At 65.6% G+C, this 21,586-nt stretch carries 19 protein-coding genes and 1 pseudogene; 10 read left to right on the forward strand and 10 right to left on the reverse strand.

The features are described 5' to 3' along the window. The coding region (locus tag RMO40_RS17315) for an SWIM zinc finger family protein (protein WP_309724113.1) at nucleotides 1-1,287 on the reverse strand (1,287 nt) is incomplete at its 3' end. Between the two features lie 56 nt (nucleotides 1,288-1,343). Between RMO40_RS17315 and RMO40_RS17320 the strand changes: the two genes are divergently transcribed. From RMO40_RS17320 to RMO40_RS17340, 5 genes are all read left to right on the forward strand, one after another. Beyond that, the gene (locus tag RMO40_RS17320; RefSeq protein WP_309724115.1) at nucleotides 1,344-2,417 is read left to right on the forward strand and encodes a lipocalin-like domain-containing protein; all 1,074 of its coding nucleotides are present in this window, start codon (nucleotides 1,344-1,346) and stop codon (nucleotides 2,415-2,417) included. A gap of 114 nt (nucleotides 2,418-2,531) precedes the next feature. Beyond that, entirely contained in the window at nucleotides 2,532-3,326 is a 795-nt protein-coding gene (locus tag RMO40_RS17325; RefSeq protein WP_309724117.1) for a diguanylate cyclase domain-containing protein, read from the forward strand. A gap of 96 nt (nucleotides 3,327-3,422) precedes the next feature. Further along, nucleotides 3,423-5,204 (forward strand): ABC transporter transmembrane domain-containing protein, encoded by a 1,782-nt coding sequence (locus RMO40_RS17330; RefSeq protein ID WP_309724119.1) that lies wholly within the window; start codon nucleotides 3,423-3,425, stop codon nucleotides 5,202-5,204. Between the two features lie 117 nt (nucleotides 5,205-5,321). Continuing rightward, nucleotides 5,322-5,987 carry a YiaD family glycine zipper/OmpA-like lipoprotein gene (locus tag RMO40_RS17335; RefSeq protein WP_309724120.1) on the forward strand — a complete coding sequence of 222 codons (666 nt, stop codon included), beginning with the start codon at nucleotides 5,322-5,324 and terminating at the stop codon, nucleotides 5,985-5,987. Between the two features lie 91 nt (nucleotides 5,988-6,078). Then, complete coding sequence (locus RMO40_RS17340; RefSeq protein WP_309724122.1) at nucleotides 6,079-6,888, forward strand: thymidylate synthase; 810 nt, start codon at nucleotides 6,079-6,081, stop codon at nucleotides 6,886-6,888. Here RMO40_RS17340 and RMO40_RS17345 read toward each other — a convergent pair. Next, nucleotides 6,885-8,216: an MATE family efflux transporter gene (locus tag RMO40_RS17345; RefSeq protein WP_309724124.1), complete on the reverse strand. Its 1,332-nt coding sequence runs from the start codon at nucleotides 8,214-8,216 to the stop codon at nucleotides 6,885-6,887. The two genes, RMO40_RS17340 and RMO40_RS17345, sit on opposite strands and share 4 nt — an antisense overlap. Nucleotides 8,217-8,338: 122 nt before the next feature. Between RMO40_RS17345 and RMO40_RS17350 the strand changes: the two genes are divergently transcribed. After that, the gene (locus RMO40_RS17350) at nucleotides 8,339-8,647 is read left to right on the forward strand and encodes a DUF1330 domain-containing protein (RefSeq protein ID WP_309724125.1); all 309 of its coding nucleotides are present in this window, start codon (nucleotides 8,339-8,341) and stop codon (nucleotides 8,645-8,647) included. Between the two features lies 1 nt (nucleotide 8,648). On the opposite strand, the gene RMO40_RS17355 is transcribed toward RMO40_RS17350, so the two are convergent. From RMO40_RS17355 to scpA, 6 genes and pseudogenes are all read right to left on the reverse strand, one after another. After that, nucleotides 8,649-9,116 carry a VOC family protein gene (locus RMO40_RS17355; protein WP_309724127.1) on the reverse strand — a complete coding sequence of 156 codons (468 nt, stop codon included), beginning with the start codon at nucleotides 9,114-9,116 and terminating at the stop codon, nucleotides 8,649-8,651. After that, nucleotides 9,113-11,113, reverse strand: a complete 2,001-nt coding sequence (accC, locus tag RMO40_RS17360) for an acetyl-CoA carboxylase biotin carboxylase subunit (RefSeq protein ID WP_309724129.1) — start codon at nucleotides 11,111-11,113, stop codon at nucleotides 9,113-9,115. Before accC ends, RMO40_RS17355 begins: the two co-directional genes overlap by 4 nt. Before the next feature lie 105 nt (nucleotides 11,114-11,218). Beyond that, nucleotides 11,219-12,751, reverse strand: a complete 1,533-nt coding sequence (locus tag RMO40_RS17365) for an acyl-CoA carboxylase subunit beta (RefSeq protein WP_309724131.1) — start codon at nucleotides 12,749-12,751, stop codon at nucleotides 11,219-11,221. Nucleotides 12,752-12,762: 11 nt separating this feature from the next. Next, nucleotides 12,763-13,713 (reverse strand): methylmalonyl Co-A mutase-associated GTPase MeaB, encoded by a 951-nt coding sequence (meaB, locus tag RMO40_RS17370; RefSeq protein ID WP_309724148.1) that lies wholly within the window; start codon nucleotides 13,711-13,713, stop codon nucleotides 12,763-12,765. A gap of 282 nt (nucleotides 13,714-13,995) precedes the next feature. After that, nucleotides 13,996-14,202, reverse strand: a pseudogene (locus RMO40_RS17375) (GIY-YIG nuclease family protein); the annotation flags it as partial. A gap of 6 nt (nucleotides 14,203-14,208) precedes the next feature. Beyond that, nucleotides 14,209-16,389 (reverse strand): methylmalonyl-CoA mutase, encoded by a 2,181-nt coding sequence (gene scpA, locus RMO40_RS17380; RefSeq protein WP_309724133.1) that lies wholly within the window; start codon nucleotides 16,387-16,389, stop codon nucleotides 14,209-14,211. Nucleotides 16,390-16,588: 199 nt separating this feature from the next. On the opposite strand from scpA, the gene RMO40_RS17385 reads away from it, so the two are divergent. Further along, nucleotides 16,589-17,275, forward strand: a complete 687-nt coding sequence (locus RMO40_RS17385) for an FCD domain-containing protein (RefSeq protein ID WP_309724136.1) — start codon at nucleotides 16,589-16,591, stop codon at nucleotides 17,273-17,275. Nucleotides 17,276-17,408: 133 nt separating this feature from the next. Beyond that, a complete protein-coding gene (locus RMO40_RS17390; protein WP_309724138.1) occupies nucleotides 17,409-17,915 on the forward strand; it encodes a dihydrofolate reductase in 507 nt (168 codons plus the stop codon). Nucleotides 17,916-17,978: 63 nt separating this feature from the next. Here the strand turns inward: RMO40_RS17390 and RMO40_RS17395 are convergent, their stop codons facing one another. Continuing rightward, a complete protein-coding gene (locus tag RMO40_RS17395) occupies nucleotides 17,979-18,527 on the reverse strand; it encodes a hypothetical protein (RefSeq protein ID WP_309724140.1) in 549 nt (182 codons plus the stop codon). A 292-nt stretch (nucleotides 18,528-18,819) separates the two neighbouring features. Here RMO40_RS17395 and RMO40_RS17400 point away from each other — a divergent pair, with 292 nt between their 5' ends. Continuing rightward, a complete protein-coding gene (locus RMO40_RS17400) occupies nucleotides 18,820-19,224 on the forward strand; it encodes a response regulator (protein ID WP_309724142.1) in 405 nt (134 codons plus the stop codon). Between the two features lie 91 nt (nucleotides 19,225-19,315). On the opposite strand, the gene RMO40_RS17405 is transcribed toward RMO40_RS17400, so the two are convergent. Next, a complete protein-coding gene (locus tag RMO40_RS17405) occupies nucleotides 19,316-19,948 on the reverse strand; it encodes a response regulator (protein ID WP_309724144.1) in 633 nt (210 codons plus the stop codon). Between the two features lie 74 nt (nucleotides 19,949-20,022). Here RMO40_RS17405 and RMO40_RS17410 point away from each other — a divergent pair, with 74 nt between their 5' ends. After that, nucleotides 20,023-21,375: a CHASE3 domain-containing protein gene (locus RMO40_RS17410; protein WP_309724146.1), complete on the forward strand. Its 1,353-nt coding sequence runs from the start codon at nucleotides 20,023-20,025 to the stop codon at nucleotides 21,373-21,375. Nucleotides 21,376-21,586: the final 211 nt, after the last annotated feature.

Genomic DNA, 21,586 nt, shown 5'->3' on the forward strand with positions numbered 1-21,586 from the left:
CGATTCGAGCGTGCCCAGGTCGAAGCGCGACAGGCGCAGGCCGGTGCTCTTGTCGCCGATGCGAAACACCGTGCGCAGCCAGTCCATCAGCGGCGCCACACGCGCCACCGGCAGGCGCAGCAGGCGCTGGCGCGTGGTGGCGCCGGGCAGCGGGGGCGTGTCGCTGGCCCAGGGCACCAGCACCTCGGCGCCCTCGGCCTGGTTGAGCGACGCGTCGAGGCTCAGCCAGCCGTTCTGCACCAGACTCACCAGCAGCGGCACCAGGTTGACCGGCTGGCCGTCCACAGAAACCTGCAGGCCCACGCTGAACCAGTTGCCGCCGGCTTCTTCGGCGATGTCGACCGCCCAGTTGTCGGGGGTGTGCAGCTCGTAGGGAAAGTCGTCCATTACCTCGACCAGCCAGCCACGCGACTCCAGGTCGGGGATGTGGTGGGCCAGCAGCTCGGGCCAGCGCTCGCGACGCTGCGGCACCAGCACGAGCGGTGTGCCTTCCACACCCACCGGCAAGGCCGACGACTGCAGGCGCGCGCTCGCCAGGCGGGTCAACCGGTCGGTGGCCAGGCCGGCCGACAGGCTCCATGGGCGCAGCTCCAGCTCGCCCAGCAGCGAACGCATGGCACCCGCCTCGGCCTGCGACTGCCGCTGGAAGTGCCCCATCACGATGCGGCCCGGCCGCGCCGGGTCGTTGAGCTCGACCAACGTGGTGGTGGCGTTGCCCGCCGGAAAGTGGAAATCGAACGCACGGCCGGTCGGCGGTTGGTAGCGCAGGATCAGTTGCGCCGCACCTTGTCGCAGCGTGGCACCACGCGAGGTGGCCGAGCCATAACGGTGGTGCAACAAGGCTTCGGAGGCCACGTCGACGCAGGTGGTCAGGCGCAACACGGGCACCAGCGGCAAAGTGCCCAGCTCGACCATGGCAGGCGGCGGCGGCTCGGCGGGCCGGGCCACCGGCGCGGCCACGCCGGGGGTTTCGGGCAGGCCTTTCTTGATGCGGATCTGCTGCGCCTCGAAGGCCATCAGCGCCGCGGCCACGTGCTTGCAGTTGCCACCCACCGGGCAGGAGCAGCGGCCCTCCAGGCGCGGGCCCAGCCGGCGGTCGTTCACCCAATGGATGCTCTGCTGGTAGGCGATGGGGCCGGTGCCTTGCACACGCGTGACCAGACGCGGCCCGTCGACCTGCAACGCCAGCACGGCGGCCTGAGGCTTGAGCTCCATGGCGCGCGTGAGCGTGCGGTGGTCAAAGTGTTCGACCAGGTCAAAGTCTTCGGGCAGGGAAAAGTCGGTCATCGGCGGCGTGGACAAGGCAACCCTGCATTGTCGTCTGACGTGCGATGCTTTGGCCCATGAAACGCCGCCACTTCTTGTGGACTCTCGCCGCGGCACCCGCCCCGCTGTGCGCACAAATCGAAGAGATTGCGCCCCGGGCGCTGGTGTTCCCGGCCGATTTTGGGGCCCACCCGGGCGCCCGCACGGAGTGGTGGTACCTCACGGGCTCGCTGCAGGCGGGCGAGCGCCTGTACGGCTTTCAGGTCACGTTCTTTCGCTCGCGCACCGGGCTGGCGGCGGGCAACCCCAGCCGCTTTGCCGCGCAGCAGCTGGTGTTTGCCCACGCGGCGGTGAGCGATGTGCAGGCTGCCCGCCAGCTGCATGACCAGCGCATCGCACGCGCGGGCTTCGGCATCGCCGAAGCGGCCGAAGGCGACACCCGGGTCGCCCTGCGCGGCTGGTCGCTGCAACGCGAAGGCCCGGCCGATGCCAGCCGCTACCGCACGCGGGTGACGAGCGAGAACGCCGGCTTTCGGCTCGATCTCACGCTCGCCGCCACGCAGCCCCCGCTGCTGCAAGGTGTGGCCGGCTTCTCGCGCAAGGGCCCGCTCGCGGCCCAGGCCTCCCACTACTACAGCCAACCGCAGCTCGCGGCCAGCGGCACGCTCACGCTGCAAGGCCGCGCCTCACCCGTGGAGGGGCGCGCCTGGCTCGACCACGAATGGAGCAACACCCTGCTCGACCCGCAGGCCGTCGGCTGGGACTGGATCGGCATCAACCTCGACGACGGGCGCGCCCTCACCGCCTTTCGCCTACGGCGCGCCGACGGCGGCACGCTCTACGCCGGCGGCGGCCTGCGCGCGCCCGGTGGCGCGGCGCGCAACTTCGAGCCCGGCGAAGTGGTCTTCACGCCAGGGCGAACCTGGCAAAGCCCGGCCTCGCAAGCGCGCTACCCGGTGCAATGGTCGATCACCACCCCCGCCGGCCGCCACACGGTGCGCGCGCTGTTTGACGCGCAAGAACTCGACAGCCGCGACAGCACCGGCGCCTATTACTGGGAAGGTTTGAGCGAGCTGCTCGACGAAGCGGGCCGACGCATCGGCCGCGGTTACCTCGAAATGACCGGCTATGCAGGAACGCTCAAGTTGTGAACCTGCGTATCACCTGAAAACGCCGGTGCAAAGCGTGCTTTTTCACGCGACACACTCGGCACACCGAGCTCAGAATCGGGCACGCACATGTCACTTCTTGCGCTTGCACCACCCATGAATCGCTTCTCACCCTCTGGCGACTGGACCACGCACCCCGCGCTGCGGGTGCTGGCGCTCGCCTGGGTGCTGCTGCTGGCCCAAAGCGGCAATGCCGCGTCGGCCTGGGCCCTGTGCCTGGTGGTGGGCCTGGTGGCCAGCCGCTTCGTGGCCCGCGCCGAGCCGCCACTGCCGGCGGCGCTTGCGCTGCGCGACCTGCCGCCCCCCGTGCAACCGTTGGCGCGGCGTCGCACCGACGCCACCCCCGCCGCCAAACATGAACCCCTGCCGCTGGTGCCGCTGCTCAAGGCGCACCACGACCCCCTGACCGGCCTGGTCACGCCCCAGCACCTGGGCGACACCGGCCAGCCCTGGGCCCAAGACCTGCAATCGCGTGACCTCTCGCTGTGCGTGCTGCACGTGGGGCTCGACAGCTTCGACCCGGTGGTCGAACGTTACGGCCGCGAGGCCGGCGACCAGGTGCTGCAACAGGTGGCCAAGCGCCTGCGCCACCTGGCGCGCGACGAAGACCGCGTGATGCGCTTCGACGGCGCCGAGTTCGTGCTGCTGCTCAGCTGCCCCTCGACCGAGAGCCACGCGTTCTCACGCAGCATGGCCACACGCGTCACCACCGAGTTGCAGCGCCCGCTGTCCTACCTCACGGTGAGCAACCTGCACGTCGGCTGCAGCGTCGGCACGGCCACCTGGCCGCTGCACGGCGCCACGCTCGACGAAGTGATCCTGCACGCCGCCGAAGAGCTGGCCCGCGCACGCAGCCGCCACACGCCGTCGCAGCAGACCGAAGCGGCCTGAGGCCGCAGGGGCGAGAGGTAGAGCACAAAACCGCGGCCGCGCGGCGCCGGGGTCCGTCACGCAAGGTGGGCCGAGGCCTCCCCCTACACTGCGCCGATGTCTGCGATCCCCACCCCTGCCACTCCCAAAAACGTGCGCTCGCTGAGCGGGCTGGGCCCTTTTCTGCGGCCTTATCGGGGGCGCATCGTGCTGGCGGCCTTGTTCCTGATGCTGGCGGCGGTGAGCACGCTGGTGTTCCCGGTCGCACTGAAATCGCTGATCGACCAGGGCCTGATCGCCGCCGACCCCGGCGAGCGCATGCTGGCCTTTCGCGAGCACTTCTTTGCGCTGTTTGCAGTGGGCGCAGCGCTCGGGCTTTTTTCCGCGGCACGCTTCTACATGGTCAGCTGGCTGGGCGAGCGAGTGACGGCCGATCTGCGCAACGCGGTGTATGCGCACGTGCTGAAACAAAGCCCGGAGTTCTTCGAGACCACCCAGACCGGTGAGGTGCTGTCGCGCCTGACGACGGACACGACGCTCGTGCAGACGGTGGTGGGCTCGAGCCTCAGCATGGGCCTGCGCAACGGTGTGATGGGCATTGGCGCGATGCTGATGCTCATCATCACCAACCCGTATGTGATGACGCAGGTGCTGGGCATTCTGGTGCTGGTGGTGCTGCCATCGCTTTACTTCGGGCGGCGCGTGCGCAAGCTGTCGCGCGCCAGCCAGGACCGGGTGGCCGATTCGAGCGCCATTGCGGCCGAGGTGCTCAACGCGATCCCGGTGGTGCAGAGCTACACCCAGGAGCAGCGCGAAGCCGAGCGCTTCGACAAGTCCACCGAAAGCGCCTTCGTCACCGCCATCCGCCGCACCCGAGTGCGCTCGGGCCTGGTGGCTTTCATCATCACGGCCACCTTCGGCGCGCTGCTGTGGGGCCTGTACCAGGGCACGCAGGCGGTGATCGCCGGCCAGATCAGCGCCGGCCACCTAGGGCAGACGGTGGTCTATGTGGTGATTCTGGTGAGCAGCGTGGCGGTGTTGTCCGAGGTGTATGGCGACCTGTTGCGCGCGGCCGGAGCGACCGAGCGGCTGGTGGAGCTGCTGTCGTCACGTTCGCCGATCGAGTCCCCCGAGCGCCCCGCCGCTTTTCCGGCCACACGCGCCGGCTCGTCACTCGAGTTGCGCAAGGTCAGCTTCCATTACCCATCGCGGCCACAGCACCCGTCGCTGCAGCAGGTGAGCCTGCAGGTGCAGCCAGGTGAAACAGTGGCCATCGTCGGCCCGAGCGGCGCCGGCAAGACCACGGTGTTCCAGCTGCTGCTGCGCTTCTACGACACGAGCGAAGGTGTGGTGAGCATCGACGGCGTGCCGGTGCGCGAGACCTCGCTGCACGCACTGCGACAGCGCATCGGCATCGTGCCGCAAGACAGTGTGATCTTTTCGGCCAATGCGCTGGAGAACATCCGCTACGGCAAGCCAGAGGCCAGCGACGACGAAGTGATGGCCGCGGCGCGCGCCGCATTCGCCGATGACTTCATCCGCCAGTTGCCCGATGGCTACAACACCTTCCTCGGCGAGCGTGGCGTGCGCCTCTCGGGCGGGCAGCGCCAGCGCCTCAGCATTGCGCGTGCGATGCTGAAGAACCCGCCGCTGCTCCTGCTCGACGAAGCCACCAGCGCACTCGACGCCGAAAGCGAGCGCATGGTGCAAGCCGCGCTCGAATCGGCCATGCAAGGCCGCACCACGCTCGTGATCGCGCACCGCCTGGCCACGGTGCAACGCGCCGACCGCATCGTGGTGATGGAGCACGGCCACATCGTCGAGACCGGCACCCACGCCGAGCTGGCGGCGGCCGGCGGCCTGTACGCACGGCTGGCGGCGCTGCAGTTCGAACAATAAATTGTTTCTCTTGTAGGCCGCCGCCCACACGAAACGTTGAGTGTGTCTGACAGACCTCTCGCGGCTGCCCGGTGACACTGGGCGGCGAACCAAACCAAACTGAATTCAGGAGATCTCATGAACCAAAACTACACCACCCGTACCCTCATTGCCGGCTTCGCAGCGGCTTCTCTGCTGCTTGCGGGTTGTGAAAGCATGAGCCCGACACAGAAGGGCACCGCCGTCGGTGCCGGTGCAGGCGCTGGCGTGGGCGCCGTGATCGGCAAGGCCACCGGCGGCAGCGCCGGAACCGGGGCCGTTGTGGGTGGTGCGCTTGGCGCCGTGGTCGGCAACATCTGGTCGAAGCGCCAGGAAGAGCGACGCGTGGCGATGGAGCAGGCCACCAAAGGCACCGGCGTCGAAGTGACCCGCACCCCTGACAACCAGCTCAAGCTGAATGTGCCGAATGACATTTCATTTGACGTCAACAGCGCCACCATCAAGCCCGAGCTGCGTGCCGTGCTCGACCCCTTCGTCGGCAGCCTGCAGGGCGACACCGCCGTGCGCCTGAGCATCGTCGGCCACACCGACAGCACCGGCTCCGACTCGATCAACAACCCCCTGTCGCTGGAGCGCGCCCACAGCGTGCGCGACTACCTGACCTCACGTGGCGTGTCATCCAGCCGCATCGAAACTGCAGGCCGAGGCGAGCGCGAACCGATTGCCGACAACGGCAGCGATGCCGGCCGGGCCAAAAACCGCCGCGTGGAAATCTTCCTGCGCGAGACGGGTCAGCAAGGCTGATCGATTCGTCGACCTGTCCCCAAGGGCGCCGCAAGGCGCCCTTTTTTCATAGCTCAGAGATAATCCGCCGGCATCTCCAGGAGCCCCTGACGTGACCCGCCCTACCCGCTCGCAATACGAAGACCTCATGCGCCATGTGAACGAGCACGGCGTGTTCAAGGCCGACCGCACCGGCACCGGAACCAAGAGCGTGTTCGGCCACCAGATGCGCTTCGACCTGAACGAAGGTTTTCCGCTGGTCACCACCAAGAAGGTGTTCACCAAGGCGGTCATCGTCGAGCTGCTGTGGTTTCTGCGCGGTGACAGCAACGCCAAGTGGCTGCAAGAGCGCGGCGTGACCATCTGGGACGAATGGGCCGCCCCCGATGGCGACCTGGGCCCCGTCTACGGCGTGCAATGGCGCTCATGGCCGACGCCCGATGGCGGCCACATCGACCAGATCGCCGAGGTGGTGAACACGCTCAGGACCAACCCCGACTCGCGCCGCATCATCGTGAGCGCCTGGAACGTGGCCGAGCTCTCCAAGATGGCACTGATGCCGTGCCATGCCTTCTTCCAGTTCTACGTGGCCGACGGCAAACTCAGCTGCCAGCTCTACCAACGCAGCGCCGACATTTTTCTCGGCGTGCCCTTCAACATCGCCAGCTACGCCCTGCTCACGCACATGCTGGCCCAGCAGTGCGACCTGCAGGTGGGCGAGTTCATCTGGACGGGCGGCGACTGCCACCTCTACAGCAACCACGCCGATCAGGTGGCGCTGCAGCTCACGCGCCAACCGTACCCTTACCCCACTCTGCGCATCAAACGCCGGCCGGAATCGATCTTCGACTACCAGCTCGAAGACTTCGAGATCGCCGACTACCAGCACCACGAAGCCATCAAGGCGCCGGTCGCGGTTTAAACGACAGCACGCGGCCCCCAAGGGGTGAGGTGGATCGCGGCTGCAGCGCCCAGGCCGTAGACCACCATCGCGGCCCCCACCAGCAGAAACATCGCCGTGGCCGACGCGCCCTGCCCGGCCAGGATCCAGCCGACCACCGCCACCACCGCCAGCCGGGCGGTGGCTGCGAGCACCGTGCCCATCACCTTGCCCGCCCCCTGCGACGCAAAGAACAGCGTGAGCCCGAGACCGAAGAACGGGAAGGCCGGACCGGCCGAGCGCAGATAAGAAGCCGACGACGCCAGCACGCCGGGTGACTGCGTGAACATGCCGCTCCACAGATCGGGCGCCACCGTCACCACCAGGCCGATGACCGCCAGCAACACGGCCGAGACGCCACCGGCCGTCCACGCCACACGGCGCGCACGTGTCACGTCACCCGCACCGATCGCCATGCCGACCATCGGCACCGCCGCCACACCAATGCCGAAGGCAATCGGGATCAGCAGGAACTCAAGACGTGCGCCGATGCCATAACCCGCCAGCGACTCCACGCCGGTGCGCGCCACCAGCGCCGTGATGATGAGCACCGTGGCCACCGATTGCAGCGGCGACAGGCAGGCCAGCGCACCCACCCGCAAGATGTCGAAGAACATGCCTCGGCTCAGCGGCACGCCGTTCCATTTCAAGCGCACCCGCGCGTCGGCACGGCACAGCCGGTGCAGCAAGAACAGCGTGGCGCCGGTGAACGCCACCACCTGGCCCAAGGCCACGCCGGTCATGCCCAGTCGCGGAATCGGCCCGAAGCCCAGGCCCAGGCAAGCGCCCAGCACGATCTGCACCGCCGAGGCCCCGAGAATCACCGCCGAAGGCGTGCGCATGTCGCCACTGCCGCGCAACACCGACGACAACGAGTTCGTGAGCCACACCGCCACCACGCCGGCAAACAGCACATTGGCGTAGCGTGTGGCTTCGGCCAGCACCTCACCACGGCCGCCCAGGCCGGCGTACAACAGCGGGCCCAACAACAAGAAGAACGCGGTGAAGAACAGCCCGCAGGCCAAGCCGATCATGGCGGCGTGAAGGGCCAGCGTTTCGGCACGCACGAGGTCTTTCGCGCCGAGCGCACGCGCCACCGCCGACGAGATGCCGCCGCCCATGGCACCGGCCGAAAACATCTGCATCAACATCGAGAACGGGAACACCAGCGCCATCGCGGCCAGAGGTGTGAGGCCGAGCTGGCCGATGTAAGCCGTCTCGGCAATGCCCACCGCGGTGGCTGAGCCCATGGCCAGCACGTTCGGCAGCGCCAGACGCAGCAGCGTCGGCAGAATCGGGCCGGTCAGCATGGAGGCGTCTCCTCGGTGTTTGGCGCAGTGTCGGTGGCAACGAACACCTGGTCTGTCACCAAGGTGTTAGACCTTCACTTGCGGTACCGTGGCGGGCTTGAACAACCCACCGGAGACACGGAATGGCAAAAGGCTACTGGATCGTGCGCGTCGACATCACCGACCTGGATCAATACAAGCTCTACGTGGCCGCGAATGCCGCGCCCTTTGCCAAGTACGGCGCGCGTTTCCTGGCACGCGCGGGCCAGCACCAAGTGCTGGAAGGCGTGGCCCGCAGCCGCAACGTGGTCATCGAGTTCCCGAGTTACCAGGCTGCACTCGACTGCTGGCACTCGCCGGAGTACCAGGCCGCGATCAAGTTGCGCACCTCGGTGTCGACCGCCGACCTGGTGGTGATCGAAGGCTACGAAGGCCCGCAGCCCGGCGCTTGATTCAACCGAGCGCCGCCACGATCTCCGGCGGCGCTTGCACCAGCTCGATCAACACACCCTCGCCGGCGACCGGAAACTCGTCGTTGCTCTTGGGGTGCACGAAGCAGATGTCGTAACCCGCCGCACCTTGGCGGATGCCGCCCGGGGCGAAGCGCACGCCGTTGGCCGTGAGCCACTCCACCGCCTTCGGCAGATCGTCGATCCACAGGCCGATGTGGTTGAGCGGCGTGGTGTGCACCGCAGGTTTCTTGTCGGGGTCGAGTGGTTGCATCAGGTCGACCTCGACCTTGAACGCGCCCTTGCCCATCGAACAAATGTCTTCATCGACGTTCTCGCGTTCGCTGACGAAGTTGCCGGTGACTTCGAGCCCGAGCTTGTCGACCCACAGCGTGCGCAAGCGATCCTTGCTGGGCCCACCGATGGCCACTTGCTGGATGCCCAGCACCTTGAAGGGACGGTTGGTGTTCATTGGAATTCGATGATGATTTGGTCAACCGACAAGCTCTCGCCCTTGCTGGCCGACACCCTGGACACCACGCAGTCTTGCGTGGCGAGCAAGATGTTTTCCATCTTCATCGCTTCGATGACGGCCAGCTTCTCGCCCGCGAGTACCTTCTGCCCTGGCGCCACGGCCACGTCGACCAGCAGGCCTGGCATCGGCGAGAGCAAGAACTTCGACAAGTCGGGTGGTGCCTTGAACGGCATCAACACATTGAGCTGCGCCGCACGCGGCGTGAGCACCTTGGCCTCGATCTGCGTGCCGTTGTGCGCGATGCGATACGACAGGCCCACACGTTCGATCTGCGCACAGAAGGCTTCGCCGTCGAAGCTGCCCCGGATCACGATGTCGCGCAGCGGTGACTGGAACGCGATGCGGTAGGTCTTGTCGCCGATGTTCACGTCGAAGCCTGCACCCTGCGGCACGAGGCTGACAGGCAGTTGCTCGAAACGCCCAGCACCCAGGTCGGTGACAACAACGAAGTCACTGCCGATCTCGAACTCATGCCCCGGCATCTGCCCACTGATGCGGGTGGCGCGCTCCAGGTGCTTGCGGTTGGCGACTGCCGCCAGCGCCCGCAAGAACACCGGGTCGTCGTGCGGCACGGCCTCGGCGGTGAAGCCTTTGCCATAGTGCTCGGCGATGAAGCCGGTGTTGAAGTCGCCCGCCACGAACTTCGGGTGCGCCAGCAGCGCCGCCTGGAACGGAATGTTGGAGCTGATGCCACGGATGGCAAACGCATTCAGCGCCTGACGCATCTTGCGGATGGCCTCTGCGCGGTCTTTGCCGTGCACGATGAGCTTGGCGATCATCGAGTCGTAGTACATCGGGATCTCGCCGCCCTCGTAGACGCCGGTGTCGACACGCACGCCATCGGCTTCGGGTGGCGGCGCGTATTTCACCAGCCGGCCGGTCGACGGCAGGAAGCTGCGGAACGGGTCTTCCGCATTGATGCGGCACTCCATCGCCCAGCCTTCGCGCTTGATCTCGCTTTGCGTGAACGGCAGCTTCTCGCCGGCCGCCACACGGATCATCAGCTCCACCAGGTCGAGCCCGGTGATGCACTCGGTGACCGGGTGCTCCACTTGCAGCCGGGTGTTCATCTCCAGGAAGTAGAAGCTCTTGTCCTTGCCGACCACAAACTCCACCGTGCCGGCGGACTGGTAGTTGACCGCCTTGGCCAACGCCACGGCCTGCTCGCCCATGGCCTTGCGCGTGGCTTCGTCGAGGAAGGGGCTGGGCGCTTCTTCGATCACCTTCTGGTGGCGACGCTGGATGGAGCACTCGCGCTCGTGCAGGTACACCGTGTTGCCATGCGCATCACCCAGCACCTGGATCTCGATGTGGCGCGGCTCCTCGACAAACTTCTCGATGAACACCCGGTCGTCGCCAAAGCTGTTGCGTGCCTCGTTCTGGCAGGCGGTGAAACCATCAAAGGTTTCCTTGTCGTTGAAGGCCACACGCAGGCCCTTGCCACCGCCGCCCGCGCTGGCCTTGATCATCACCGGGTAGCCGATGCCCTTGGCGATCTCGACCGCCTCTTTCGCACCTGCAATGGCCGCGTTGTGGCCGGGAATGGTGTTGACCTGGGCCGCGTTGGCGAGCTTCTTGGAGGCGATCTTGTCGCCCATGGCAGCGATCGACGCGTGCTTGGGGCCGATGAAGACGATGCCTTCTTCTTCCACCCGGCGCGCGAACTCTTCGTTCTCGCTCAAGAAGCCGTAGCCCGGGTGCACCGCCTGCGCACCGGTCTGTTTGCAGGCGGCGATGATCTTGTCCATCACCAGATAGGACTCGCGCGACGGCGGCGCGCCGATGTGCACCGACTCGTCGGCCAGCTCCACATGGCGCGCATCGCGGTCGGCGTCGGAGTAGACGGCGACCGTCTTGATGCCCATTTTCTTGGCGGTCTTGATGACGCGGCAGGCGATCTCGCCGCGGTTGGCGATCAGGATTTTGGTGAACATCTCAGTGTCTCCACACACCGTTCGTGCTGAGCTTGTCGAAGCATGAGCGGTGTGCGCTATGCCCTTCGACAGGCTCAGGGCGAGCGGTGGTTGTTGGGCCTTGTTTCAAAGGGGGATATTTCCGTGCTTGCGCCACGGGTTCTCGATCTTTTTATTCCGAAGCATCACCAACGATCGGCAGATGCGCCTGCGCGTTTCGTGAGGCTGGATCACGTCATCGATGAAGCCGCGCGCGCCCGCCACGAAGGGGTTGGCGAACTTGGCCTTGTATTCGGCCTCGCGCGCAGCCAGCTTGGCCGGGTCGCTCTTTTCTTCGCGGAAGATGATCTCCACCGCGCCCTTGGCGCCCATCACCGCGATCTCGGCGTTGGGCCAGGCGAAGTTGACGTCGCCACGCAAGTGCTTGGAGCTCATCACGTCGTACGCACCGCCATAGGCCTTGCGCGTGATCACCGTGATCTTGGGCACGGTGGCTTCGGCGTAGGCGTACAAGAGCTTGGCGCCGTGCTTGATGATGCCGCCGTACTCTTGCGAGGTGCCCGGCATGAAGCCCGGCACGTCGACGTAGGTCACGATGGGAATGTTGAACGCATCACAAAAGCGCACGAAGCGCGCGGCCTTGATGCTGCTCTTGATGTCGAGGCAACCTGCCAGCACCAGTGGCTGGTTGGCGACCACGCCCACGGTCTGGCCTTCCATGCGGCAAAAGCCGATCACGATGTTTTTGGCGTACTCGGGCTGCAACTCGAAAAACTCGCCGTCGTCGGCGGCCTTCACGATCAGCTCCTTCATGTCGTAGGGCTTGTTGGGGTTGTCGGGCACCAGGGTGTCGAGCGACCCGTCGATGCGCTCGGCCGGGTCGTTGCTCGGGCGCACCGGCGGCTTTTCGCGGTTGTTGAGCGGCAAGTAGTTGTAGAGCCTGCGCAGCATCAGCAGCGCATCGACATCGTTCTCGAAGGCCAGGTCGGCCACGCCGCTCTTGGTGGTGTGCGTGCTGGCGCCACCCAGCTCTTCGGCAGTGACCTCTTCGTGCGTGACCGTCTTCACCACCTCGGGGCCGGTGACAAACATGTAGCTGCTGTCTTTCACCATGAAGATGAAATCGGTCATGGCCGGCGAGTACACCGCGCCGCCCGCACAAGGGCCCATGATCATGCTGATCTGCGGCACCACGCCCGAGGCCATCACGTTGCGCTGGAACACTTCGGCATAGCCACCGAGCGAGGCCACCCCTTCCTGGATGCGCGCGCCGCCCGAATCGTTCAAGCCGATCACCGGGGCGCCGACCTTCATCGCCTGGTCCATCACCTTGCAGATCTTTTCGGCGTGGGCTTCGGAGAGTGCGCCGCCGAAGACGGTGAAGTCCTGGCTGTAGACGAAGACCAGGCGGCCGTTGATCATGCCGTAGCCGGTGACGACACCGTCGCCGGGCACGCGTGTGTCGGCCATGCCGAAGTCGTGGCAACGGTGTTCGACGAACATGTCCCACTCTTCGAAGGTGCCTTCGTCGAGCAGCAGCTCGATGCGCTCGCGCGCGGTGAGCTTGCCTTTGCCGTGCTGCGCGGCGATGCGCTTTTCGCCGCCGCCCAGGCGCGCGAGGGCACGCTTGGCTTCGAGTTGTTCAATGATGTCGTGCATGGTGGTTGGCTTCAGGAACGGGTGAAAAGTTGCAGCAGCTGGCGCGCCGCCGATGAGGGAGCGATGCGTGCGTCGTTGACGCGGCGTAGCACTTCGGGCAAGGCCTCGCGCACGGCGGCGTGGCGGTGGAAATCGGCCTGCAAGGTCGTGTGGACGATGTCCCACATCCAGGCCATGCCTTGCTGTTGGCGGCGCGCCTCGAACTCGCCGCTGGCGCGACGCAGTTGCACGAGGCGCTCGACCTTGTCCCAGAAGGCGGTGATGCCCTGGTACTTGAGTGCGCTGAGTTGCAGCACCCGGGTGTCCAGCGGGTCGGCCGGGCCGCGGCGGCTGAAGAGGTGCAAAGCGCTGGCAATCTGCGCTTCGGCGCGGGTCGCGGCGTCGGGGTCGATGTCGGCCTTGTTGATCACGACCAGGTCGGCCAGCTCCATCACACCGCGCTTGATGGCCTGCAGGTCGTCGCCGGCATTGGGCAACTGCATCAGCACGAAGAGGTCGGTCATGCCGGCGACCGCGGTTTCGCTCTGGCCCACGCCCACGGTTTCGACGATCACCACGCTGTAGCCGGCGGCCTCGCACACCAGCATGGCCTCGCGCGTTTTTTCGGCCACACCGCCCAGCGTGCCCGAGGCGGGGCTGGGGCGGATGTAGGCCGCATCGCTCACCGAGAGTTTTTCCATGCGGGTTTTGTCGCCGAGGATGGAGCCGCCCGAAACGCTGGAGGAGGGGTCGATGGTGAGGACGGCGACCTTGTGGCCCTTGTCGATCAGCGACAGGCCGAGGGCTTCGATGAAGGTCGACTTGCCGACACCGGGCACGCCCGAGATGCCGAGGCGCAGGGCGTTGCCGGTGTGGGGGAGCAGTGCGTTGAGCAGTGCATCGGCCTGCAAGCGGTGGTCGGCGCGGGTGGATTCGAGCAGGGTGATGGCTTTGGCGAGGGCGCGGCGGTCGGCGCGGAGGATGGCGTCTACCTCGGCCCGTTCGGGCTGAGCTGGTCGAAGTCCAGCGCCATCTGGCACCGGCCCTTCGACAGGCTCAGGGCGAACGGAGGGATGCCGTTCGGGCTGAGCTTGTCGAAGCCTCGCGTCACTTGGCACCAGCCCTTCGACAGGCTCAGGGCGAACGGACTCCACCGTCCGTTCGGGCTGAGCTTGTCGAAGCCCTGCCCCCGAAGCACCGCGTATTTTCGCAAGCTCCTGGATCCGCTCCCAATCCCCCGCAATCAACGCCTCCTTCTTCGCGCGAGACCACCCCTTCACCTGCAGCTCGAACTGCAGCGCCTCGGCACGCGACTCAAACTCCCCTTGCCACACCAAACCAAACGGCTTGCGCTCAGCCGTGTACCCAATCAGCCCATCCTCGTGCTGCCGCATGCGCACCGCCATGTCATCGCTGTGCCCGCAGTAATACGAGCCATCGGCACAGCGCAGCAAGTAGGTGGTGAACGCCACGAAAAATCAGGCCTTGGTGAGGTGGGCCTTGATCTGCTCGAGCACGTCTTTGGCGCTCGCCGGGATCGGCGTGCCGGGGCCATAGATGCCCTTCACGCCCGCTTCGTACAAAAAGTCATAGTCCTGCCGCGGGATCACCCCGCCGACGAAGACGATGATGTCATCGGCACCCTGCGCTTTCAATGATTCGATGATCGCCGGCACCAGCGTCTTGTGGCCAGCCGCCAGTGTGCTCACGCCCACCGCATGCACGTCGTTCTCGATCGCCTGGCGGGCGCACTCTTCGGCCGTTTGAAACAGCGGGCCCATGTCGACGTCGAAGCCCAAATCGGCGAACGCCGTCGCCACCACCTTCGCACCGCGGTCGTGGCCGTCTTGGCCCAGCTTGGCGATCATCACGCGCGGGCGGCGGCCTTGGTCTTCGGCGAATTCGGCAATCTCGCGCTGGAGCTGTTCCCAGCCCTCGGCACTGTCATAGGCAGCTGCATACACGCCGGTCACCTTTTGTGTGTCGGCGCGGTGGCGCCCCCAGACTTTTTCAAGTGCATCGCTCACCTCACCCACCGTGGCGCGCACACGCATCGCTTTGATGGACAGGTCGAGCAGATTGCCCGCGGCCACGCCGCTGGTATCGGACGCACTTTCAGCACAACGTGTCAGCGCGTCAAGCGCGGCCTGCACCGCCGCACCATCACGGCTTGCTCGGATGGCTTGCAAACGCGCCACCTGGTTGTCGCGCACGGCGTGGTTGTCGATGTCGCGGCTCTCGATCGGGTCTTCCTTGGCGAGCTTGTATTTGTTGACGCCGACGATCACGTCTTGCCCCGAGTCGATGCGCGCCTGCTTCTCGGCCGCACTCGCCTCGATCTTCAGCTTGGCCCAGCCGCTTTGCACGGCCTTCGTCATGCCACCCAACGCATTCACCTCTTCGATGATCGCCCACGCCGCATCGGCCATGTCTTGGGTGAGTTTCTCCATCATGTAGCTGCCCGCCCAGGGGTCGACCACGTTGGGGATGTGTGTCTCTTCTTGAATGATGAGCTGGGTGTTGCGCGCAATGCGCGACGAAAAATCGGTGGGCAGCGCGATCGCTTCGTCGAACGAGTTGGTGTGCAGGCTCTGCGTGCCGCCAAACACCGCTGCCATCGCCTCGATGGTGGTGCGCACCACGTTGTTGTACGGGTCTTGCTCGGTCAAGCTCCAGCCCGAGGTCTGGCAGTGGGTGCGCAGCATCAGGCTCTTGGGGTTCTTGGGCTCGAACTCTTTCATGATCTTCCACCACAACAGCCGCGCCGCGCGCATCTTGGCCACCTCCAGGTAGAAGTTCATGCCGATGGCCCAGAAGAAGCTCAAGCGACCAGCGAACTCATCGACGTCGAGCCCCTTGGCCAGCGCCGTCTTCACGTACTCGCGGCCGTCGGCCAGCGTGAAGGCCAACTCGAGCGCCTGGTTGGCACCGGCCTCCTGCATGTGGTAACCCGAGATGCTGATCGAGTTGAACTTCGGCATGTTTTTCGCCGTGTACTCGATGATGTCGCCCACCGCCCGCATGCTCGGCTCGGGCGGATAGATGTAGGTGTTGCGGACCATGAACTCCTTGAGGATGTCGTTCTGGATGGTCCCGCTCAACTGGTCTTGCGCCACACCCTGTTCTTCGGCCGCAACCACGTAGCCGGCCAACACCGGCAACACGGCGCCGTTCATCGTCATGCTCACGCTGACCTTGTCGAGCGGGATCTGGTCGAAGAGGATCTTCATGTCTTCGACGCTGTCGATCGCCACGCCCGCCTTGCCCACGTCGCCTGTCACGCGCGGGTGGTCGCTGTCGTAGCCGCGGTGCGTGGCCAGGTCGAAGGCCACGCTCACGCCCTGCCCGCCGGCGGCGAGCGCGTTGCGGTAGAACTCGTTGGAAGCTTCGGCGGTGGAGAAGCCGGCGTATTGGCGGATCGTCCACGGCCGCACGGCATACATCGTGGCCTGCGGGCCGCGCACAAAGGGGGCAAAACCCGGCAAGGTGTTGGCATACGGCAGGTCTTGGGTATCGGCCGCGGTGTAGAGCGGCTTGACCACAATACCTTCGGGCGTGACCCAGTTGAGCGCGTCGATCTGCCCGCCGGGCGCTGATTTGGCCGCAGCCTTTTGCCAGGCGGCGAGCGCGTCGGGGGTGGGTTTCGCGTGGTCGGGCATTTGGGTCTTTGCTTGGCGGTTCAGGGTGCGCGCGCCGGGCCATGGGTGTCAATGGCCCGAGCGCCTGGGTCACTCTGTGCGGCGTGCGTGCTGGTTGCTGGACAGCTCACGCTCCACACGTTCATAATCCAGGCATTCGTAATTCAAAATTGAATTATATCTACAAGACAGCCGTTTTCGACAAGCCCCGTACCCCTTCATGCCCGCTTCGCCAGTCGCCTCGCCCACCGCCTCCCCTGTGGCGCCCGCCTCGTCGCGCCTGCGCGAAAGTGCGCTCTATGAGCAGGTGGCCGAACGCCTGCGCACGCGCATCCTGGCCCACGCCCTGCCCCCCGGCAGCTGGATCGACGAGCAGGCCTTGGCCGCAGAGTTCGGCATCAGCCGCACGCCGCTGCGCGAGGCGTTGAAAGTGCTGGCCTCCGAAGGCCTGGTCACGATGAAGCTGCGGCGCGGCGCTTATGTCACCGAGGTGTCGGAACGCGACCTGTCCGAGGTGTTTCACCTGCTCGCCCTGCTGGAGAGTGACGCCGCCGGCACGGTGGCCACCCAGGCCAGCGAGGCCGAGATGGCCGAGCTGGAGGCACTCCACCAGGCGCTCGAGCGAACAGTCGATGACCGCGACGCCTTCTTCCGCGCCAACGAGCAGTTCCACATCCGGCTGCTGCAGATCGACAACAACCGCTGGCGGCTGCAGATGGTCAACGACCTGCGCCGCGTGATGAAGCTCAACCGCCACCATTCGCTGTTCAAGCAGGGCCGGCTCGAGGCCTCGCTGGCCGAGCACCAGCAGATCATGGCGGCGCTGAAAGCGCGCGATGCGGCGCGGGTGAAACGGCTGATGCGGCAGCACATCGACCACGGGCGAGACGCCGCCACGCTGTCGTGAGTATCGCCAGACTCCGTTCGCCCTGAGCCTGTCGAAGGGTGCGCACAGCTTCGCGCTGGCTTCGACCCTTCGACCTGGCTCAGGACAGGCAGGCTCAGCCCGAACGGAGCTTTAGGCTGAGACAATCCAGCGCATGACGCGAACCACCCTCAGCCTGATCGCCGCCGTCGCCCGCAATGGCACCATCGGCAAGAACAACGAACTGCTGTTTCGCCTGCCCGAAGACATGCAGCACTTGAAGCGCACGACCATGGGCCACCCGGTGATCATGGGCCGCAAGACCTGGGACTCCATACCAGAGCGCTTTCGCCCACTGCCCGGCCGCAACAACATCGTCGTGACCCGCAACCCGCAATGGCAGGCCGAAGGCGCCCTCGCCACCACATCGCTGCAAGCGGCGTTGAACCAGCTGGGCGACGCACCCAAGGCCTTCGTGATCGGCGGCGCAGAGTTGTATGCCCTGGCGCTGCCACTGGCCGACGAGCTGGTGCTGACCGAGATCGACCGGGACTACGACGGCGATGTGCACTTCCCTGCCTGGGACCGCCAACAGTTCACCGAAGTGAGCCGCGAAACCCACCACGCTGGCGAGCCCAACCACTTCGACTACGCGTTCGTCACCTACCGGCGAACACGCTGACCCGCCAAAAAAAAGGCCCGCGACTGCGGGCCTTTTTTGCATCGCCTGAAAACCGCTCAGGTCTTACTTGCCGTACTGCTTCTTGGCAGTCGCCACGCAGCTGCTCTTGGCGTCGCCTGCCATCGCGTCGCACTTCTCGGCAGCCACCTTGTACTCGGCATCGCGTTTGTCTTTGGAGGCCGTGGCCAGGGTGGAGTCGATATCCTTGCCGACCTTGGCGTTGGACAAAGCAGAAACTTCCACGGCCTTGGCTTCCTTGATGCAAACGTCCTTGTCGTTGCCGGACTTGTCGTCGCACTTTTCCTTGGCCACGGCGTAAGTTGCCTGGGCCTTGGCCTTCAGCATCTTGTTCTGGTCGGCAGCCTTGCCGGTGTAGCTGTATTCCAGCTCGGCCTTGGCCACCTTTTCCTTGCCTTTGGCCTCTTGCACGCACACGTCCTTGGCATTGGCCGACAGCGCATCACATGCCTTCTTGTCAGCCTTGTAGGTGGTGCTGATGCTGTCCTTGGCGGCCTTGTAATCGGCCTTGCCCATGGTGGCGGCCTGGGCCATTGGTGCGGCCAGCAAGGCGGCGACGATCAGCGAAGTCTTGAGGTGGAAGAGCTTGGTCATGGAGTGATCCTTTTCGGTTGTTTGCACGAGCCGCAGTATCAGCAGCTGCCAACACCTCGCCCAGCAGACGGCACCGCCATCGGCTGTAGTGCATGTCCTACGTGCGCCAGTGCATGCATCTGTAGGCGTCTTCTGACAAGCTCTCGGGATTGACACAGATGGCGCGGCGATAAAATCCCGGCGACACTGGCAGGGAGATTATTCGCGCCCAGTCCCCAATTGCAGCCCATGCCTCGATCTCGAGCACAGCCCGGCGACCCCTGCTCTTGATTCCACGGAAGGATCGCCGTCCATGCAGCCGCTCAGGACCTACATCGTCGAAGACAGCCAGGTCATCCGAGAAAACCTGATCGCCACACTTGAGGAACTGGTGCCGGTCGAGGTGGTGGGCACGGCGGAAGACGAATCGAGCGCGGTGCAGTGGCTGACCCAACCGGGCAACGCCAACGTCGACCTGGTCATCGTCGACATCTTCTTGAAAAGCGGCTCGGGCCTGGGTGTGTTGAAGGTGGCCAACGCGCTGCCGCAAAAGCACAACCTGGTGGTGCTGAGCAACTATGCCACCCCGGACATCCGCCGCAAGTGCCTCGAGCTCGGTGCCGACAAGGTGTTCGACAAGTCGAATGAAATCGATGCGCTCATCCTGTACTGCGGCCGCCTCGCGGCCGGCGACACCGGCCTCGGTGCGCTGAGCTGATGACTGCCCCTCGTCCGACGGTTACGTCGGCCGATCCCCCGAGGGAATGCGGGCCGGCTTGGGAGCGGCCCGGCGCTCGGCCCGCCGACCTCTACTGGATCAGCCCGTTTTTCAGTGCGTAGTAGGTGAGGTCGCTGTTGGACTCGAGCTTCATCTTCTCCATCACCCGGGTGCGGTAGGTGCTGACCGTCTTCACGCTGAGCGACATGCTGTCGGCCATGTGGCTGATGGTCTCGCCCTTGGCCAGCCGCAGGAACACCTGCAGCTCGCGCTCGGACAACTGCTCGTGAAGCGGCCGGTCGCCCCCACCACTCAAGCCGTCGGCCAGGCGCTCGGCCACCCCGGCGGTGATGTACTTTCGGCCACGCGCCACGGTGCGGATCGCCTTGACGATCTCTTCGGGGTCGCAGTCCTTGTTCAGGTAGCCACTGGCACCCTGGCGCAAGAGTGTGGTGGCGTAGTGCTCTTCGGGGAAGCCGCTCAAGATCAGTACCGGCAGGTCAGGCGCACGGGCCTTGATGCCGGCCAGCGCATCGACGCCGCCCTGGTCGGGCATGGAGATGTCGAGCAAGATCACATCGACTTCGCCACCTCGCACAATGTCGAGCGCTTCACGCCCGTTGGAAGCTTCGGCAACCACCGAAAAATCAGGTTGGTCGGCAAAAAATTGACGCAACCCGGCGCGGATCATGGCGTGGTCGTCAACGATCGCGATTCGAATCATGGTTTACCTCGGCCCTGGTGGTGGTTCGACTACCCGCATGATCCCACGTTATCGCACAACGAAAGGCCATAAGCGTGCTCACAGTCATCAAGCGCAACCCGATCATCTTCCCGCTGGCCTGTGTGGCCGTGGTGGCCATGATGGGGGTCAGCGAAGCCTCTTACTGGAAGTCGGTGAACACCCTCACCGACTTGGCGGAGGTGAGCGCGGCGCGCACCAATGTGCAGAACCTCGCGCAGAGCATGCTCGACGCCGAGACCGGCCAGCGTGGCTACCTGCTCACCAACCGCAAAGAGTACCTGCAGCCGTACCACAAGGCCCTGAAGACCATCGCCGAGTCGTTTCATTTCCTTGACGACTACTACCGCAAGGACCCCAGCTCCACCATCATCGTGAACAAGCTGCACACCTTGGTCGACGCCAAGCTTTCCGAGCTGTCGGAGACCATGCGCCTGTACGACGAAGGCAAGATGGAAGCGGCCACCCAGCTGGTGATGAGCGACATCGGGAAGGAGAAGATGGAGGCCGTGCGCCAGCTCACCGCCGAGTTGGTGGTGCGCGAAACCCGCAACGTGGCCGCCGGCCGCCACGACATCTACGAAACCCTGTGGCTCAGCCGGGTCGGCGTCACGGTGTTGAGCGCGTTGAGCCTGTTCGCGCTGTTCATGTACCTGCGCCAGAGCTCGGCGCTCGAGCGCGAGCGCGAAGCGCAGCGTCGCATGGTGCAGATCGAGCGTGACCGCCTCGAGCTGGAGGTGACGCAGCGCACCGCCCAGCTCACCGAGCTCGCCGACCACCTGCAAACCGCACGCGAAGACGAGCGACACCGCCTCGCGCGCAACCTGCACGACGAGCTGGGCGCCCTGCTCACCTCGGCCAAGCTCGACGCCGCGCGCATCCGCTCGCGCCTGGCCGGCACCGCCCCCGAGGCGCTGGAGCGGCTGGCCCACCTGGTCGACACGCTCAACAGCAGCATTGCGCTCGGCCGCCGCATCATCGAAGACCTGAGACCGTCGACCTTGAGCAACCTGGGCCTGGTGTCCACGCTCGAGATCCTGGCGCGCGACTTCAGCACCAACTCCGGCCTCACGGTGCAATGCGATCTGCAACCGGTGAAGCTGCAGCCCGACGCCGAGCTGGTGGTCTACCGGCTGGTGCAGGAGTCGACCACCAACATCATCAAGTACGCGCAAGCCAAGAACGTGTGGATCAGCCTGCAGCCCAAAGACGGCTGGGTCGAGGTCACGGTTCGCGACGACGGCGTCGGCTTCGACGCGAGCGTGCAGCCGCGCTCAGCCTACGGCCTGGTGGGCATGCGCTACCGCGTGGAGGCTGAAGGCGGCAAGTTCAGCCTCACCTCGGCGCCGGGGCAAGGCACACAAATCCGGGTGAGCCTGCCCGAGTCGGCGGCGTTGCCTGCCGCCTAGACGGCCCCGCGGCCGCTCGTCAGCTTGTCAGCGGGGTCCTACACCGACCCGCTCGCTCGTCCGTCAACACGCAGGCGGTGTGGCCTATCGCCAGCGAATGCCGGTGGCTCGACACTGGGTGCACCAAAACGCAACCCAACCAGGAGCCCGACATGCTGCATTACGCCGTTGTTTTCTTCGTCATCGCCTTGATTGCCGCCTTGTTCGGCTT

This window comes from Rhizobacter sp., from assembly GCF_031412075.1.
Taxonomy (GTDB): Bacteria; Pseudomonadota; Gammaproteobacteria; order Burkholderiales; family Burkholderiaceae_C; genus Rhizobacter.